This window comes from Acinetobacter sp. AOR01_HL (assembly GCF_027855455.1).
Classification (GTDB): domain Bacteria; phylum Pseudomonadota; class Gammaproteobacteria; order Pseudomonadales; family Moraxellaceae; genus Acinetobacter; species Acinetobacter baumannii.
This window is the reverse complement of record NZ_JAKTIM010000044.1, coordinates 18,475-35,419: the sequence shown is the minus strand read 5'-3', so window position 1 is coordinate 35,419 and position 16,945 is coordinate 18,475. Positions and strand designations below refer to the sequence as shown.

General features: G+C 38.6%; 18 protein-coding genes. 9 read left to right on the top strand and 9 right to left on the bottom strand.

The features are described from left to right. Positions 1 to 94: 94 nt before the first annotated feature. The 3 genes from serS (at position 95) to MKL62_RS14280 (ending at position 3,357) form a co-directional block, all read left to right on the top strand. A complete protein-coding gene (gene serS, locus MKL62_RS14290) occupies positions 95 to 1,366 on the top strand; it encodes a serine--tRNA ligase (RefSeq protein ID WP_005128017.1) in 1,272 nt (423 codons plus the stop codon). 67 nt (positions 1,367 to 1,433) lie between these two features. Continuing rightward, positions 1,434 to 2,807, top strand: a complete 1,374-nt coding sequence (gene cysG / locus MKL62_RS14285) for a siroheme synthase CysG (protein ID WP_000350922.1) — start codon at positions 1,434 to 1,436, stop codon at positions 2,805 to 2,807. Between the two features lie 76 nt (positions 2,808 to 2,883). Beyond that, on the top strand, positions 2,884 to 3,357 hold the full coding sequence (locus MKL62_RS14280) for a tRNA (cytidine(34)-2'-O)-methyltransferase (RefSeq protein ID WP_005128026.1): 474 nt from the start codon (positions 2,884 to 2,886) through the stop codon (positions 3,355 to 3,357). 49 nt (positions 3,358 to 3,406) lie between these two features. Here MKL62_RS14280 and MKL62_RS14275 read toward each other — a convergent pair whose 3' ends face one another. Further along, positions 3,407 to 3,787 carry a winged helix-turn-helix transcriptional regulator gene (locus MKL62_RS14275; protein WP_001001259.1) on the bottom strand — a complete coding sequence of 127 codons (381 nt, stop codon included), beginning with the start codon at positions 3,785 to 3,787 and terminating at the stop codon, positions 3,407 to 3,409. A 115-nt stretch (positions 3,788 to 3,902) separates the two neighbouring features. Here MKL62_RS14275 and MKL62_RS14270 point away from each other — a divergent pair, with 115 nt between their 5' ends. Next, on the top strand, positions 3,903 to 4,463 hold the full coding sequence (locus MKL62_RS14270) for a flavodoxin family protein (protein WP_000071880.1): 561 nt from the start codon (positions 3,903 to 3,905) through the stop codon (positions 4,461 to 4,463). A 38-nt stretch (positions 4,464 to 4,501) separates the two neighbouring features. On the opposite strand, the gene MKL62_RS14265 is transcribed toward MKL62_RS14270, so the two are convergent. The 6 genes from MKL62_RS14265 to rpoD form a co-directional block, all read right to left on the bottom strand. Next, positions 4,502 to 5,887, bottom strand: coding sequence for an APC family permease (locus MKL62_RS14265; protein WP_000183443.1), 1,386 nt, complete (start codon positions 5,885 to 5,887; stop codon positions 4,502 to 4,504). A gap of 265 nt (positions 5,888 to 6,152) precedes the next feature. Further along, entirely contained in the window at positions 6,153 to 7,337 is a 1,185-nt protein-coding gene (locus tag MKL62_RS14260) for an iron-containing alcohol dehydrogenase (protein ID WP_001118410.1), read from the bottom strand. Between the two features lies 1 nt (position 7,338). Then, positions 7,339 to 7,872 carry a hypothetical protein gene (locus tag MKL62_RS14255; protein WP_000626048.1) on the bottom strand — a complete coding sequence of 178 codons (534 nt, stop codon included), beginning with the start codon at positions 7,870 to 7,872 and terminating at the stop codon, positions 7,339 to 7,341. 80 nt (positions 7,873 to 7,952) lie between these two features. Continuing rightward, entirely contained in the window at positions 7,953 to 8,606 is a 654-nt protein-coding gene (lipB, locus tag MKL62_RS14250; protein ID WP_000050858.1) for a lipoyl(octanoyl) transferase LipB, read from the bottom strand. A 183-nt stretch (positions 8,607 to 8,789) separates the two neighbouring features. Further along, positions 8,790 to 9,077, bottom strand: coding sequence for a YbeD family protein (locus MKL62_RS14245; protein ID WP_005128029.1), 288 nt, complete (start codon positions 9,075 to 9,077; stop codon positions 8,790 to 8,792). A gap of 97 nt (positions 9,078 to 9,174) precedes the next feature. Beyond that, positions 9,175 to 11,061 carry an RNA polymerase sigma factor RpoD gene (rpoD, locus tag MKL62_RS14240; RefSeq protein ID WP_001281941.1) on the bottom strand — a complete coding sequence of 629 codons (1,887 nt, stop codon included), beginning with the start codon at positions 11,059 to 11,061 and terminating at the stop codon, positions 9,175 to 9,177. A gap of 358 nt (positions 11,062 to 11,419) precedes the next feature. On the opposite strand from rpoD, the gene MKL62_RS14235 reads away from it, so the two are divergent. Both MKL62_RS14235 and MKL62_RS14230 read left to right on the top strand, forming a co-directional pair. Further along, the gene (locus tag MKL62_RS14235; RefSeq protein WP_000099358.1) at positions 11,420 to 11,626 is read left to right on the top strand and encodes a PA3496 family putative envelope integrity protein; all 207 of its coding nucleotides are present in this window, start codon (positions 11,420 to 11,422) and stop codon (positions 11,624 to 11,626) included. Positions 11,627 to 11,701: 75 nt separating this feature from the next. Beyond that, the gene (locus MKL62_RS14230) at positions 11,702 to 12,226 is read left to right on the top strand and encodes a YecA/YgfB family protein (protein ID WP_001274941.1); all 525 of its coding nucleotides are present in this window, start codon (positions 11,702 to 11,704) and stop codon (positions 12,224 to 12,226) included. A gap of 122 nt (positions 12,227 to 12,348) precedes the next feature. Here MKL62_RS14230 and trhO read toward each other — a convergent pair whose 3' ends face one another. Beyond that, positions 12,349 to 13,281 (bottom strand): oxygen-dependent tRNA uridine(34) hydroxylase TrhO, encoded by a 933-nt coding sequence (trhO, locus tag MKL62_RS14225; protein WP_000994655.1) that lies wholly within the window; start codon positions 13,279 to 13,281, stop codon positions 12,349 to 12,351. A 111-nt stretch (positions 13,282 to 13,392) separates the two neighbouring features. On the opposite strand from trhO, the gene MKL62_RS14220 reads away from it, so the two are divergent. Continuing rightward, the gene (locus MKL62_RS14220) at positions 13,393 to 13,878 is read left to right on the top strand and encodes a DUF1289 domain-containing protein (RefSeq protein ID WP_005128031.1); all 486 of its coding nucleotides are present in this window, start codon (positions 13,393 to 13,395) and stop codon (positions 13,876 to 13,878) included. Positions 13,879 to 13,948: 70 nt separating this feature from the next. Here MKL62_RS14220 and gltA read toward each other — a convergent pair whose 3' ends face one another. Then, positions 13,949 to 15,223, bottom strand: a complete 1,275-nt coding sequence (gene gltA, locus MKL62_RS14215) for a citrate synthase (RefSeq protein WP_001287579.1) — start codon at positions 15,221 to 15,223, stop codon at positions 13,949 to 13,951. Positions 15,224 to 16,177: 954 nt separating this feature from the next. On the opposite strand from gltA, the gene sdhC reads away from it, so the two are divergent. Both sdhC and sdhD read left to right on the top strand, forming a co-directional pair. Continuing rightward, a complete protein-coding gene (gene sdhC / locus MKL62_RS14210; RefSeq protein ID WP_001984863.1) occupies positions 16,178 to 16,579 on the top strand; it encodes a succinate dehydrogenase, cytochrome b556 subunit in 402 nt (133 codons plus the stop codon). Continuing rightward, positions 16,579 to 16,944: a succinate dehydrogenase, hydrophobic membrane anchor protein gene (sdhD, locus tag MKL62_RS14205; RefSeq protein ID WP_030423616.1), complete on the top strand. Its 366-nt coding sequence runs from the start codon at positions 16,579 to 16,581 to the stop codon at positions 16,942 to 16,944. Before sdhC ends, sdhD begins: the two co-directional genes overlap by 1 nt. The last annotated feature ends 1 nt before the right edge of the window (position 16,945 follow it).

The window sequence follows — 16,945 nt, the reverse complement described above, 5'->3', positions numbered from 1 at the left end:
GTGTGAAAGCTATTCGTTATGAAGATGATCACTATATTTTTTAGTGTTAAGGGCTTACACTATAGCCAGTTTTTTACCCATATTATGATTGATTATGATCGACCCTAAGTTACTCAGAAATAATATTGAAGTCGTTAATGCAGCTTTGGCAAAACGTGGTGTTCAGTTAGATGTTCAAGAATGGGCATCTTTAGAGACTCGCCGTAAAGACTTGCAATCAAAAACTGAAAAGTTACAGGCAGAGCGAAATGCCGGTGCTAAACAAGTGGGTCAGATTAAAAAATCCGGTGGTGATGCTTCTGAAATCATGGCACGTATGCAAGCCATTGGTGATGAAATTAAAGCTGCCGAAGTTGCTTTATCAGATCTACAAAACGAGATTGAGCAAAAAGCGCTTAGCATTCCTAACTTGCCGGACGAATCTGTACCAGCTGGTAAAGATGAAAATGATAACGTTGAAATCTCAAAATGGGGTACACCTCGTCAGTTCGATTTTGAAATCAAAGATCATACTGATTTAGGTGAGTGGATGGGCGGACTAGAGTTTGAAACTGCCACTAAACTCACAGGCTCACGTTTTAGTGTGTTGAAGGGACCTTTAGCTCGTCTACAACGTGCTTTAACTCAGTTCATGCTCGATACCCATACTTTAAAGAATGGTTATACCGAAGCTTATGTGCCTTATTTGGTAAATGCTGATTCATTACGTGGGACAGGTCAGTTACCAAAATTTGAAGAAGATCTATTTAAACTTCAAGGTGAAAAAGAATACTACCTCATCCCTACAGCAGAAGTTCCAGTCACTAACTTTGTCCGTGATGAAATTATTGATGCAGATCGCTTACCATTAAAATATGCGGCCCATACACCATGTTTCCGTAGTGAAGCAGGTTCTTATGGTCGTGATACACGTGGTTTAATTCGTCAGCACCAATTTGATAAAGTTGAAATGGTGCAAATCGTTAAGCCTGAAACATCTATGCAGGCACTTGAAGAGCTTACTGCACATGCTGAGGGCATTTTACAGGCACTTGGTTTGCCTTACCGCAAAATTTTGCTCTGTGGTGGTGATATGGGCTTCGGGGCGACTAAAACTTATGATTTAGAAGTTTGGGTTCCAAGTCAAAATACTTACCGTGAAATTTCAAGCTGCTCTAATATGGGTGATTTCCAGGCACGTCGTATGAAAGCACGCTACCGTATGGATCAGAAGAAGACCGAATTGGTGCATACTCTAAATGGTTCAGGCCTTGCTGTTGGGCGTACTTTACTTGCAGTAATGGAAAACTACCAACGCGAAGACGGTTCAATTGAGATTCCAGAAGTATTACGCCCATATATGGGTGGTGTAACGTTTATTGATTAAGCTTTGCATCTAAATTGTGCACGGTTTTTGCTTAAACATAGTCAGATGATTGATGTAGAGGTTTAAGGTGGATATTTTTCCAATCTCTTTGAAGTTGCAACAGCAACGTTGTCTGATTGTGGGCGGAGGGCATATTGCTTTACGCAAGGCAACCTTATTGGCTAAGGCAGGAGCAATAATTGATGTTGTTGCTCCTGCAATTGAAGATCAGCTTCTGCAATTAATTACAACAACAGGCGGCGTGTCGTTTATTGAAGCTTTTGCTGAAAAGTTTTTAAGTACACCCTATCGTTTAGTTATTGCAGCGACCAATGACGCAGAAGTAAATAAAACAGTTTTTGAGCAGTGTGAAGCACGCAATTTACTTGTAAATAGCGTCGATGATATTCCACATTGTCGTTTTATGGTGCCTGCGATCATTGATCGATCTCCATTAATTGTTTCAGTGGCTTCAAATGGAACATCTCCTGTTCTATCTCGTCAAATCCGTACGCAGTTAGAAACCTCTATTCCACATGGCATGGGCAAGTTAGCTGAGTTTTCAGGAAAATGGCGCAATCAGGTTAAAGAAAAAATTTCTAATCCAGATGAGCGCCGTATTTTTTGGGAAAACTTGTATGCAAGCCCCTTAAAGGAACAAGTTTTTAATGACAATCTAGATGTTGCCGATAGCATGCTTGAACAAGCATTGCAGGAGTGGAAAGCACCTAAAGGCGAGGTTTATTTGGTGGGGGCAGGTCCTGGTGATCCTGAACTCATTACTTTAAAAGCTTTACGTTTAATGCAGCAAGCTGATGTGGTCATTTATGACCGCCTTGTTTCTGCACCTATTTTAGAATTGTGTCGTCGAGACGCAACAAAAATATATGTTGGTAAAGCACGTTCTAACCACAGTGTTCCTCAAGAAGGTATTAATGCATTATTGGTTGATTACGCAAAAAAAGGTAAACGTGTTTGTCGTTTAAAAGGGGGAGACCCTTTTATTTTTGGCCGTGGTGGCGAAGAGATCCAAGAGTTATTTCAAGCTGGCGTCCCATTTCAAGTTGTTCCCGGTATTACTGCTGCGTCAGGGTGTTCAGCTTATGCAGGTATTCCGCTTACCCATCGTGATTATGCTCAGAGTGTCCGCTTTCTTACAGGCCATCTAAAAGAAGGTTCTCCTGAGTTACCGTGGAATGAACTGGTATACGAAAACCAGACATTAGTACTGTATATGGGGTTAGTGGGATTAGAGCGTATTTGTGAGCAGCTGATTGCGCATGGACAACGTCCAGATATGCCAGTCGCATTAATTTCAAAGGGTACGACACCTGAACAGAAGGTTGTGGTGGGGTCACTTGCTGATATTGCATCTAAAGTGACAGAACATCAAATTCATGCGCCGACTCTCACAATTATTGGTGAGGTTGTACGTTTGCGTGAACAGTTACAGTGGAATTAGTCGGCTTATTGATATCTGCAAAAGAGATGTAATTATTGCCTGAGCTAACCAATAAGTAATTTAAGTGAGTAATTAAGTGATTCATGTTGTTCTATACGAGCCTGAGATTCCTGCTAATACAGGTAATATTATTCGTCTATGCGCGAATACAGGCGCTCAATTGCATTTAGTTAAGCCTTTAGGCTTTGAACTGGATGATAAAAAGCTTAAACGTGCAGGGCTTGATTATCATGAATGGGCAAGAATGCAAATTTGGGACAACATAGAGCTTTGTCTTGCGGACTTAAAAGCAAAAGGTGTTGAGCATGTTTTTCCTTTAACTACGAAAGGTTCTGCTACCCCTCATACAGTTGATTTAAATAGACCTGTGGCTTTATTGATGGGGCCAGAAACACGTGGCTTGCCTGAACATGTTCGTCTGAGGTTCCCTCAAGAACAATGGATTCGTTTACCAATGGCAGAAAACTCAAGAAGTTTAAACTTATCTAATGCAACTGCCGTAATTGTATATGAAGCATGGCGTCAGCAAGGCTTTAAAAAATTAGGTTAATTTCTTAAGTACTGAATAAAAATAAGGCCCTTAGTGGCCTTATTTTTATTTAAGCTTGTTCTAGTATTTTTTCGTCATAGATGATTTGGGCTGCTAAAACTTGCTCAATATTAGTTTCAGCCCACTCTTTTAACTGATACGCCATAGCAGCTACATTTTGCCCAAGTGGGGTGAGGGAATAATCGACACGAATAGGGGAAGTATCCTGAATTTTTCGTTCGATAAAACCGTCTCTCTCTAACATTTTTAACTTCTGAGACAAGACTTTAGGTGAAATCCCTTCAATATTTTTTTTAAGTAAGTTGAAGTGCTGAGTTTCATGCTCAAGAATATTTAAGATGAGTAAAACCCATTTGTCTGCAATTTTTTCAAAAAACAGTCGAGCAGGGCAATGTTGTTGAAAAATATTATATTTTAGACATTCATTCATCTAATTTACCCTCTCTTTTCTAAAAAATAGGATAGTTACCAAATGGTAACTAATTGACACCTAGTATCTAAAATATATCATTAAATGGAATTTAATAAAACATAGGTTTTCTTCCATGTCTAATTCTAATATTGCGGTTGTATATTTCTCGGGTTATGGCCACACTAAAGTAGTGGCTGAAACTTTTGCTAATGAAATTAATGCTCAACTTATCCAGATTAATCAGGAAGGTAATATCACTGACCAAGATTGGGAAACATTGAATAATGCAAAAGGCATTGTGTTTGGTGCGCCGACTTATATGGGTACAGCACCATGGCAATTTAAAAAATTTGCTGATGCAACTTCAAAGGTTTGGTTCACACGTGGTTGGCAAGATAAAGTTTTTGCAGGCTTTACGAATAGTGCAAGTTTAAATGGGGATAAACAAGTTACGCTTATCCAACTGCAAACTTTAGCATCACAGCATGGTGGTATTTGGGTGAGTCTGGGCTTATTGCCAGCGAATACCAAAGATGCAACACGTGAAGATGTAAACAACTTAGGCGGTTCGGTAGGACTTTTAGTTCAATCACCTTCGGATGCAAGTGTAGATGAAATTCCAACAGGAGATTTGGAAACAGCTAAAGTTTATGCAAAACGTGTACAAGCCATTGTAAATAAAATATATGGTTAATGAGTCCATAAAAAAGGCGCTTTTAAGCGCCTTTTTTATTATTCATGCTCATTATGTTGAGGAGCATTATATTTAAAGCCTTTGGTTTTATAGGCAAGATAACCTACTCCAAACACTGCCCAAGCTAAGCCAATTTGCAAAGCAAGCTTGTCAATTTCTAACCACATTAAGAACACACTAGCAAAGCCAAGCGTTGGTACAATAATGTAATTAATAATATCTTTGATAGATTTGTTTTTACCATCTCTAAGTGCGTAGCGCGAAATCACCGAGAAATTTACAAAACTAAAAGCAGTTAAGGCGCCGAAACTAATTAAGTTAACAATATGCTCAAGGTCTAAAAAACCAGCAGATAAGGCAACCACACCAACAATAAGAATATTGTAAGTCGGAGTATGCAATCTTGGGCTAATATGACCAAACAGCTTTTTATTGATAACCCCATCACGACCCATTACATACATTAAGCGAGATACACCAGCATGTGCTGAAATACCGGATGCCATTACTGCAACTACAGCAAAATATAAAACTAATGTTTTAAATGCAATGCTGCCAATTGCTGCAACCATAACAGGTTGTGATTCATCTAACGGTTTAAAATAGATGTTTGGGTTGCTAGGGAAATACAACTGGATAAAGTAAGTGCTTACAATAAAAATAATACCTGCGAGCAATGCTGTTGAGAAAATCGCTTTTGGAAGCGTTTTTTCAGCATCTTTAGTTTCTTCTGCAAGTGAAGATAAAGCATCAAAGCCTGTAAAAGAAAAGCACAGTACTGTTGCACCACCAATCAAAGCACTAATAGAAGTCATATCATTCCAAAAAGGAGTTAATGACCATAATTCGGCTTTATCGGGATTAAGCGTACCATCAGCATATACGCCTTGGGTAAGAAGAATATATACTTGATAAACAAAGTAAAAAATAACACCAAGTTGAATAACCACAATTGTACTGTTAAAACGCGCGACAAAGCGTGCGCCAAATAAGTTAATCACAGTCATTAATGCAGTTAAGCCAATAACCCATAGCCAATTATTTACTTCTGGAAATAAAGCTCTTAAATAAATATCGGCCAAAATGATATTGACGAGTGGTGAAAGTAGATAGTCTAGCCAAGATGACCAACCCACCATAAAACCAACATTAGGGTGAATTGACTTTTGGGCGTAGGTATATGCTGATCCTGAAGAAGGATAGCGTTTGATCATGTGTCCATAACTGATCGACGTCAATAAAATTGCAACTAAGGCAAAGATATAAGAAGTAGGTACATGTCCACCACTTCGTTCTGATACTAAACCAAAAGTATCAAATAAAGTTAATGGCTGAATATAAGCTAAACCAATAATAATGATGTGCCAAAGCACAAGATTCTTTTGAAGTTTAGCTGTTGGTTTAGTCCCAGATAAGTTTGTCAACGGCGTTATCCTCATAATCGTTGATCAAGGATCAGCTTGGTGTTAAGGATCGTTTGAGACGAACGATCCCCCCTACATAAAAGATAAAGTGCGCCAATCTATCCTAAATTGATGCAAATTGTCAGTACTTTCGTGGATTTTTTAGCAAATTTTTTGCCATATTTCCAAAGAAAATGATGAATAAAAATTCATAGATATAAAAAAGGTCTGATTTGTCATAAAAATCAGACCTTTAGCTTTTTGCTTTAGATATCTAAATCTTAACTTACCAAGCTTTTTGTAAGATCTCTCGTAGATCTTTTAAGCTTGCTTCTTTAGGATTATAAATAATTGAGCCATCATTTAGTGCTTTCTCTGCCACTTCATCAAGCTGTGCTTCAGTAACTTTACCTGTTTCACGTAAGGTACGTGGTAATTTGGTTAAGCTAAATAAACGATCACGCATTGCTAAAATAGTTGCGATTGCTCTGTCTGCACGCTGAGTAGCAGGAGTCTGGGCATAAATATCCGCACCTGCAAGTGGTAATAGCAACTCGCCAATTTTCTGACCATTGACTTGTTTATTGTACTCAAGCACATAAGGTAAGAATAAGTTCATGCACAGCCCGTGGGGCAGGTGAGCAACTGCACCTAATGCATGTCCTAATGAGTGTACAAGGCCTACCATCGAGTTAGAGAATGCAATGCCTGCCATTGTAGAAGCTTGTGCAAGTTCTAAACGACCTTGTGAGTCATTTGGATTTTCTAAGACATTAAATAGATTTTCGCTAATCTTTTTAATACCCGCACTTGCATAGGCATCGCTAAGCGGGTTAGCTGCCATACAGGTGTATGCTTCAACACAATGTGTTAATGCATCCATGCCCGTCATTGCAGTTAAGTGAGGTGGTAACGTTAATGTCATGCGTGGATCTAAAATCGCAGCATGTGGCATTAAGTAATATGAAGCAAATGCCAATTTAACATTCTTTTGTGTATCAGATACAACAGCAACCATGGTCACTTCAGATCCCGTACCTGATGTAGTCGGGATGACGAAAAATGGTTTTAATGGTTTTGGTAGGTTGTGTGCACCAGAATATTGAAGAAGATCATCTCCACCTTCTGATACTAAAATGTTAGTTGCTTTAGAGGTATCGATAACAGAACCACCGCCCACAGCAATAATCGCATCACATTTATTTGTGCGATAAGCTTCCGCGGCAAGTCGAACAACTTCAAGACTTGAGTCTGGTGGAACATCATCAAAAACATGACCAATGACTGCATCAGTTGTGCTAAAAGCAGCTTCAATAGGGTTTAACAAGCCATTTGCACGAACACCTTTATCGGTAATGATAAGAGGGCGTTTTGCACCTAAAGTCGCAAGTTCAAACGGAATATGTTCTAAAGCAGCATTACCGGCAATGACTTTTACAGGACAAAAGAATTCGTAATATGGTTTAGCCATGTTATGCGCTCCGCTTGAAGTAAGACTTAGCTACTTTTAAATAAATATTTGCAGCTTGGTTGAATTTTTCTTTTAGGGTAAGTTCAGTTGGGTATTCTTTAACAGCGAGTGAAGCCACCAATTTCGGTAAAATGAGAGACTCCATTTTATTGAGGCAGCGAACTAAACGAATTGCTGCGGATACATCACCATCAGCAATCATACGGTCATTTGCAAAGGCTTGAGCAGTACTTTCCTGAAAAGAGAAAACCAAAAAAGCATGAGTTACATGCTTAAACGTAATGGTTAAATCAGGCTTTTTTTCCGCTCTTTTCAGCAGTTCTAATTGTTTATCTTCTGTCACTCGTGCAAAAAATGCTGGTCCATTTGGGAAGACATTCATTGAAAGTACAAAGTGAACAGGAAATTTAGACACTTCCTCTTGTATTTCACTATCTACTTGACTCGCCATGACTAAGCCTCGACCAACAACGTCCATCATGAGCTTAACGTAGGCAAGTTGCAGAGTGGGCTTTACAGCTTTTGTCGAAATCACTTGCTATCCCTTCTTAAAATTATGCAAAAGCAAATTTAGAGTAATTACTCTAATATATTTTTATTCCATCTCAAAATCATTTATTCAATTTTGACTTCTGGGTCATTAAAGTACCCAGTAGCTTTAATATACTCAATAAAGTCCTGACAAAGTTGTTCAAATGATGGATATGGAGTCACTAAATCTTGTATGCGGACCATTTCTAGCCCTGCATAACCACATGGGTTGATGGTTTGAAAACCAGTTAGAGCACAGTCCAAGTTTAGAGCTAAACCATGATAACTACGTCCACGGCGAATTTTGAAGCCTAATGAACCAATCTTTCTGCCATCCACATAAACGCCTGGTGCATCAGGTTTTGCATATGCTTCAATGTTATATTTCTTTAAAACATCTATCATAAATTGTTCAGCAAAACTGACCAATGTGCGTACATTCCATTTCAGTCGATTAAGGTCAAACATAAAGTAAGCGACGAGTTGACCAGGACCATGCCAAGTTACTTGTCCACCACGGTCAGTTTGTACCACAGGAATGTTTGATGGAATCAGAATATGTTCTGGTTTTCCTGCCTGACCTTGAGTTAGTACTTCGTGATGCTGGAGTAACCACAGCTCGTCTGCTGTATTTTCATCACGTTGATTGGTCAGGTTCTTCATCGATTCGAATTTGCTTTGATAATCTTGTAAATCGTTCCACTGACGAATAATCAAAGTGGGTTTATCAAGGCTCATTAAACATTTTCCTGTGCATGGTACTTAACAGAAGGGAAGTCTCTCAACTTTAAATTATGAGAGTATGCTTTTGATGAGTTTAAAGTATTTTGCCTAAACGGTTCTAAATATTTGTAATTATTTCTATAAAGATTGGTATAAATAAAAATGCCATGACATTAAATTTATCATGGCATTTTAAAATTAAAGCGCAGTTCTTATTTGTGGACAAGCAGCCAAGTCTGCATACAAAGCATGCACTTGTTCCAATTCATCAAAGCGTAATTGCGCGGTTAATGAATGGTATTTGCCTGTACGTGATTCTTGTACTTTTAACGTTGTTTGGTCAAAGTCAGGAAAATGTTTCACTAGAATATCAACGACAGCTATACGTAATTCTTCACCCGCATCGCCAATGAGTTTAATTGGATAGTCCATTGGAAATATCCAAAGGTCTTCACGGAGTTCGCGAGATGGAGTGCGGTCTAACATAAGTAACCTCATCATGTGAAACGCCTGCATCATCGCAGGCGTTTATAGCTCTTTCTATTAAATGGGGACTAGTCTCGAAATTTCAAGATTTCAAAAATTAGTCATTCTCTAGGAAAGAACGCAAGTGTTCAGAACGAGAAGGGTGACGTAATTTACGCAATGCTTTCGCTTCAATCTGACGAATACGCTCACGTGTTACATCAAACTGCTTACCTACTTCTTCTAAAGTATGATCAGTTGGCATATCAATACCAAAACGCATCTTCAATACTTTTGCTTCACGTTCAGTTAAGTTTTCTAAAACTTCACGAGTTGCTTCTTTTAAGCCTTCTGAAGTCGCAGCATCAATTGGAGAAGTGATGTTCTGGTCTTCAATGAAATCGCCAAGATGCGAATCTTCATCATCACCGATTGGAGTTTCCATTGAAATTGGTTCTTTCGCAATTTTAAGAACCTTACGAACTTTAACCTCATCCATTTCTAAGCGTTCACCTAACTCTTCAGGAGTAGGTTCACGGCCCATTTCCTGTAATAATTGACGCGATACACGGTTAATTTTGTTAATCGTTTCAATCATGTGTACAGGAATACGAATCGTACGAGCCTGATCGGCAATAGAACGGGTAATTGCCTGACGAATCCACCAAGTCGCATAAGTCGAGAATTTATAACCACGACGGTATTCAAACTTGTCTACGGCTTTCATCAAACCAATGTTCCCTTCTTGAATCAAGTCAAGGAACTGTAAACCACGGTTGGTATATTTTTTCGCAATCGAAATTACCAAACGAAGGTTGGCCTCTACCATTTCTTTTTTCGCACGACGAGCTTTGGCTTCACCAATTGCCATACGTTTAGAAATATCTTTAATTTCACTAACGTTTAGGCCAAGCTCTTTTTCGATATCTGCAATTTTTTGCTGGAAGGCTAAAACATCAGGACGAACTTTTTCCAAGTGAGCCTTGATTTCAGCTGGAGCTTTAGCAATTTGTTCATCTAACCAAGCAGGATTAGATTCCTGTTTCGGGAAAGATGTACGGAACTGGTTACGGTCCATACGGCCACGACGTACTGCATAACGCATAATTTCACGTTCATTGGCACGAATTTGTTCATGAGTTCCGCGAATCATTTCTGAAATGATGTCAAATAAACGTGGAGTAAATTTAAACATCATAAATACAGTTGCTAAAGACTCAAGAGCTTCATTTGCTTCAGGGCTATTACGGCCATGTTTTTCGATGACAGCTTTAGTTTGAGCCCATGCAGCTTCTAATTCAGCAAAACGAACTTTTGCAACTTCAGGGTCTGGACCTGAATCACCTTCAGAATCATCATCACCTTCAGACTCTTCTTCTTCATCGTCATCATCAAGCTTAACTTCTTTCGTTGACTTTGTAGATGATTCGTCTTCTTCCTCAAGCTCTTCAACATCTTCTAAAACTTCAGGAATATCTTCGTCAGTTTCAGGGTCTAAATAACCAGATAAGATATCGGCAAGACGGCGTTCGCCAGTTAAAAAATCATTATATTCTTTTAATACAACTTCAACAGCATTTGGCCAGTAAGCGATTGAGTTCAAGACATCACGAATGCCTTCTTCAATACGTTTAGCAATGCTGATTTCACCTTCACGGGTTAACAGTTCTACTGTACCCATTTCACGCATGTACATACGTACAGGGTCTGTCGTACGTCCAGGCTCATTTTCAACAGATGCAAGTACGGCAGCAGCTTCTTCTTCAGCAACTTCATCAGTTGCATCAGCTGATTCGCCGAACATGGTATCGTCAGATTCAGGTGCACGCTCGTGTACAGGAATACCAACGTCTTGAAGCATCTGGATGATGTCTTCAATCTGTTCGCTTTCAGTAATCGAGTCCGGCAGATGATCGTTAACCTCAGCGTAAGTTAAGTAACCTTGTTCTTTGCCTCGGCTAATCAGAGCCGCTACTTGAGAAGTAGGGGAATGCATATCGCTCATCTTTGCTTACTCTTTGTTGAATCTGTGGCAGTGAAAAACCGTGCATGATAGCACAATTTGCTTGAAATGTTTGGGCTTTGATCGGTGACCGTTAAATAAAAAATATCTTTGAATTCACGACTATTTTTTGAATATTGGGCTAAAATCATTTTTTTCAAGGTTAAATCATAGAAAAATTTGTAGAAATCTTCGCTTATCAAAAGATTGTTCTGTTTTATAAATACACAATTTTTTGGGTGAAAAAAAGTACAAATGAGCAATTAAATGAAAAAAATATAAATAAAACTTGACAAGGAAAAGTAAGACAGATAAATAGCGGCTAGACCCATTCACATTTTTTCATTATGAGGTAGTTTTAGTGTCTTCTACAGATTTTGAACTAGATGATAACTACGGCGATGATGATGATGTCGGTTTTGATGAGTCATCAGGCAAAATCAGTGCAAAAGAATCGTTGGAAAAACGTAGATTAATTGATGATCTATTGGCACAGCGCCGTTTAGAGCGTGAGTTAAAAGATTTCGATTATGATTTAGACGATGATGATCTTGATGACGAAGACTAATCAAAACTAAATAGGGCATCGTCAGCTTAAGTGCTATGCTATCGTCAATTTCTTTTTAAAGTCAGGTAACACACAATGAGTGCATTAGATTTAGACCAATTAAGTGAATATCTAGATGGAGACCACAATGAGTATGGTCTAGACTTTGCTGCAACTCATGGATTTTTGTGTGCAATTGCAGTAGGCCCTCAGTTTGACCGTTGGTTAGATGAATTGTTCGAAGGTAACCAGAAAAAGGTTCCGGCTGAAATTATTCAACAAATCAAGGTTTGGCTAGAGTCGATTCGTCAAGATTTAGCAAATGAAAATGGGATTGAATTTCCATTTGAAGTTGAAGAAGCTGACGTTGAATCAAGCCTAGGCGATTGGAGTGTAGGGTTTGTTGATGCAATGTTCTTAAACGAAGAGGCTTGGTTTGCCCCTGAGTATGAAGAACAATTGGTTGATTTGACTTTACCAATCATGGTTTTTAGCGGAATTGATGAAGAAGATCCACAGATGGAATCTTTCCGTCGCAATGGACAGTTAATGGATGAACTGGCAGAAGAAATCCCAGATAATTTGAATGAGTTATATTTGATGTACCATACTCCAAATTAATTTATTAGAAGAAATAATAAATAACGTCCTTTCTAGGGCGTTTTTTATTGTCAGAATTTATTTATATGAATTAAAAAAGGCATCTAGAAAACTAAATGCCTTTTTTGAAACTCTATTAAATCTTATAGACGTTTACGTTTAGCGGCAGCAATTTGTGATTGGCGCATACGGAAGCCAGCTTTTTGTTTTTCAGTGGTTTTATCAATACAGTACAAGCAAGAAACACCATGTTCATAGCTTGGTAGCGCAGACTCTTCAGGAGTTAAGGGCCAGCCACATGCATGACATTTAATATTTGCACCTTCTTCAACACCATGAGTTACAGCAGTACGTCCATCAAATACGAAACATTCACCTTCCCAAAGGCTTTCATCAGGAGGAGTTTCTTCTAAATATTTAAGAATACCGCCTTTAAGGTGATAAACCTCTTTAAAGCCTTCTTGAAGAAGTAAAGAAGTTGATTTTTCGCAGCGAATACCGCCCGTACAGAACATCGCGATTTTCTTATCTTTATGTTGTTCTAACTCTTTTTTTACATATTCAGGAAATTCGCGGAAAGTTTCTGTTTTTGGGTCAATCGCACCCTTGAAAGTTCCGGCTTTATATTCATAGTCATTACGTGTGTCGATTAGAATCACATCATCACGTGCAATAAGCTCATTCCATTCTTTAGGATCAAGATAGTGACCCACTAAATCACGAGGTTTTACTTCAACGCCTAAAGTCACGATTTCTTTTTTAAGCTTGATTTTCATTTTACGGAAAGGTTTGTCAGAACTATGGGATTCTTTATATTCCATAGCGTTAAAACCTTCGTTTAACAGAAATTGATGAATCGTATCAATTGCTTCACGGTCCCCAGCAACGGTACCATTAATTCCTTCACCTGCTACAATCAGAGTTCCGCAAAGGTTAATTGTTTTCACTAAGTCTAAAAGACGTTGTTGAAGATCAGCTGGATCTTGAACTTCTTTAAATTGATATAGTGCTGCAACAACCCAACCCGCGGTCGCTTGCTGTTCTACAGGTGCAAGCTGTTCTACAGTAGCGTTCATGGAAAACTCCAAATGTATTAAGATAGAAATTTAAGGCGCATATTTTAGCGCGAAAATTCGTAATAAGCGAGAAAACCATAAAAAGTATATGGTTTATTTAAGGAGTCTGTTTTGAGTAGTGATCATCGAATGCTCTCTCTCACCCCATGTGCAGGGCGTTGTTCAACAGTTTTTGGTGATCAGGTGTGTCGTGGTTGTCGCCGCTTTAACCATGAAGTGATTCAATGGAATACCTATACGGCAGAGCAGCGTTTAGCTGTCTGGAAGCGTTTAGATGATCAATTAGACCAGATTTTAGTACCTATGTTGCCGCAGGTGAATCTACAGCATGTAGAAGGATTTATATTAGGTAAACGTGTCAGGTTAATGGAAGGGGCGAGTAAAGGGCGTAAACTCTACCATGCCTTAAAAATATGTGAAAAGAATAAGCATTTAGCTCATGAGAGTGGTTTGGGGATTTCAGAAGCACAAGTTAAAGAAGTATGGACTGAGTTTGAAAGACGTATTTTAGCTTTGGCTAAAGCAAGTTATGAGTTGGCTTGGCTAAGAGCTGATGGTATTAGTCATCACTTGTTAAATATGTTTGAAGAAGAATAACTTTTAAAAACTTATTTATAAAAAAAAGCTGCCATTAGGCAGCTTTTTTACATTAATGTTCTTTCGAATATTAACGCTTGATGTCACGTTGCACTTCACCAGTGTAAAGCTGACGAGGACGACCAATTTTGTAAGGACCGCTGTGCATTTCTAACCAGTGGCTGATCCAACCAACTGTACGTGCAAGAGCGAAGATAACAGTAAACATTTCTGTTGGGATACCAATCGCTTTAAGGATGATACCAGAGTAGAAGTCTACGTTAGGGTAAAGTTTACGTTCAACAAAGTACGGGTCGTTCAATGCAATACGTTCAAGTTCCATAGCAAGCGCTAATTGAGGATCATTGATACCTAATGCTTCAAGAACTTCGTCACAAGTTTGCTTCATCACTTTAGCACGTGGGTCGAAGTTTTTGTAAACGCGGTGACCGAAGCCCATAAGTTTAACTTCTTTGCGTTTAACTTTTTCCATGAACTCAGCAACATTTTCAACGCTACCGATTTCATCAAGCATTTTAAGAACTGCTTCGTTCGCGCCACCGTGTGCAGGACCCCAAAGAGCAGAGATACCAGCAGAGATACACGCATATGGATTCGCACCAGTAGAACCAGCAAGACGAACTGTAGAAGTAGACGCGTTTTGTTCGTGGTCAGCGTGAAGCGTAAAGATACGATCCATTGCACGAGCAAGAACAGGGTTTACTTTGTAGTCACGGTCTGCAGGAGTTGCAAACATCATGTGTAAGAAGTTTTCCGCGTAATTTAAGTCATTACGTGGATAGATGAATGGCTGACCTACAGTATATTTGTAGCTCCAAGCAGCAAGCGTTGGAATTTTAGCAATCAAACGAATCGCAGTAATTTCGCGGTGGTTGATGTCTTCAATGTCAAGGTTGTTGTGATAGAAAGCAGATAATGCGCCTACTACACCAACCATGATTGCCATAGGGTGAGCATCACGACGGAAACCATTGAAGAAACGGCTAACTTGATCATGAACCATAGTATGAGCACGAACTTTCGCATCGAACTCAACTTTTTGTTCAGCAGTTGGTAACTCGCCATTTAATAATAAATAACAAGTTTCAAGGTAGTCTGCTTGAGTCGCTAACTGGTCAATCGGGTAACCGCGGTGTAATAAAATACCTTTGTCACCATCGATAAATGTGATTTTAGACTCGCATGAAGCTGTCGCCATAAAACCAGGATCAAAAGTAAAGTGACCTGAGGCCAATACATCTTTAACGTCGATTACATCGGGACCTAATGTGCCACTGTAAATTGGTAATTCAATTTCTTTGCCATCAAGATGTAATACGGCTTTTTTGCCAGTTGCTTCAGACATTCAATAGATCTCCTGTCCTGGTGAATGATTATCTGACTCGAAATCCTAATTTTCTCATGTGCGAATCAGACGGTGTCAAAATTTGCTATAAGATTAGTGAGTACTGAAATTTTGTCAATTATACTTATGGATAAAAAATGACGTTCCCACAGAGAGTTAGTCATCAAGACCCGAGCAAAAAAAGTCAGTAAAATCACTGCATCGGGATGGTATCATAAGTCAATTCAAGAAGAACGTGCAGAAAAAAAATGAAGCGTGAGTACAATTGTAAGCAAATTTTTAAATAAAAATTAAGACTAGGGGAGCGTTATAAAATGCCAATCCGATTAAAAAAATCATAAAACTCAGGCTGTAATTTTAAATTGTGATTCAAAAATCGCCACATTATCACTATTTGATAATTCCAAAAGTTGTCTTTTTTTTAAGTTTAATTGTTTAAAAAATAGCTCATTGAACAGTCTAGAAAAAATTAAAACTCATTTTTTGTAAAAATAGTGATCATTGTTAACAGTCAAGTAGCACTTTATTTCTTTTGATATAAATACGGATAATCCCTCTTTATAGATAAAACTGAATAAAATTAGCAGGTAAGAAGAAGTTTTATTTATATTTTTGTCTTGAGTTGATGATTTATTAACTTTATCTTTAGTCTAAAATGCACTTATTTTAAATAAAACTGTAGAAAAGCAATTTTTTATAAAAGATGAGATTAAACAAGCACATGTTTTGTTTAATCTTAACTTCGGGATAGGAAAGGATGCTGTTTGGCTATGTGAATGATTCTTATTTGATGAGTTTTTGCGGAAAAGCCAAAGTCGATTGTTTGTATTTTGATATTTCGCGTTTTATAATTCAGTGTCGTTTATAGGTTAGGCATGAGCTGTGCTTGCCTAACAATGCCAGCTTTCCTTGGAATTAATTCAACAAACTCCGGTCGGAGTTTCTACCTACAGGATGCCCGCTGTGAAAAGCAACAGACCTGTCAATTTGTCCATGGGTCAGGTGTTAGCGGTAAATTTACGCTCACCCGTGGCTATTGCATCAATTTTACACCGTTTATCAGGTGTCATCGTTTTCTTATTAGTACCAGTTCTCTTATGGATTCTAGATAAATCATTATCTTCACCAGAAGGATTTGACTACGTTAAAAATGTCGTTTTTGGAAATATCCTCGTACGTTTTGTTGTGTGGGTATTTGTAGCCGGCTTGATTTTCCACTTTATTGCTGGGGTTAAGCATTTGCTTGCAGATCTAGGTTTTGCTGAAGAACTGCAAAGCGGTCGTATTGCAGCGACAATTTCATTGATCTTATCTGTGGTAGCCATTATCGCAGCCTTTGTATGGATTATGTTCTAATGAAAAGTGCTACAGGTTTAACAGGTTCAGGTTCTCGTGATTGGTTTATCCAGCGTGTAAGTGCTGTGGTATTGGCAGCTTATACTGTTGTTCTTTTTGGTTGGATCCTCTGCAAAGGCGGATTTGACTATCAACAATGGGCTGGCTTCATGAGGACATTACCAATGAAGATTTTCTCTTTATTGGCAATTTTGTCGCTTATCGCACACGCATGGATTGGTATGTGGCAGGTTTTTACTGACTATGTCACTACTCGTCAAATGGGTCCTTCAGCGAAAGGTTTACGCCTTGTACTGACTACGGCTGTCATTATTGCAGTGTTTGTGTACGCAATCTGGGGTATCCAGATTTTCTGGGCGAATTGAT

Coding starts and splice junctions, on each gene's coding strand:
- serS (WP_005128017.1), top strand. CDS start 95: ATGATCGACCCTAAGTTACTCAGAAATAATATTGAAGTCGTTAATGCA.
- MKL62_RS14275 (WP_001001259.1), bottom strand. CDS start 3,787: ATGAATGAATGTCTAAAATATAATATTTTTCAACAACATTGCCCTGCT.
- MKL62_RS14270 (WP_000071880.1), top strand. CDS start 3,903: ATGTCTAATTCTAATATTGCGGTTGTATATTTCTCGGGTTATGGCCAC.
- MKL62_RS14260 (WP_001118410.1), bottom strand. CDS start 7,337: ATGGCTAAACCATATTACGAATTCTTTTGTCCTGTAAAAGTCATTGCC.
- lipB (WP_000050858.1), bottom strand. CDS start 8,606: ATGAGCCTTGATAAACCCACTTTGATTATTCGTCAGTGGAACGATTTA.
- MKL62_RS14245 (WP_005128029.1), bottom strand. CDS start 9,077: ATGTTAGACCGCACTCCATCTCGCGAACTCCGTGAAGACCTTTGGATA.
- rpoD (WP_001281941.1), bottom strand. CDS start 11,061: ATGAGCGATATGCATTCCCCTACTTCTCAAGTAGCGGCTCTGATTAGC.
- MKL62_RS14230 (WP_001274941.1), top strand. CDS start 11,702: ATGAGTGCATTAGATTTAGACCAATTAAGTGAATATCTAGATGGAGAC.
- trhO (WP_000994655.1), bottom strand. CDS start 13,281: ATGAACGCTACTGTAGAACAGCTTGCACCTGTAGAACAGCAAGCGACC.
- gltA (WP_001287579.1), bottom strand. CDS start 15,223: ATGTCTGAAGCAACTGGCAAAAAAGCCGTATTACATCTTGATGGCAAA.
- sdhC (WP_001984863.1), top strand. CDS start 16,178: ATGCCCGCTGTGAAAAGCAACAGACCTGTCAATTTGTCCATGGGTCAG.
- sdhD (WP_030423616.1), top strand. CDS start 16,579: ATGAAAAGTGCTACAGGTTTAACAGGTTCAGGTTCTCGTGATTGGTTT.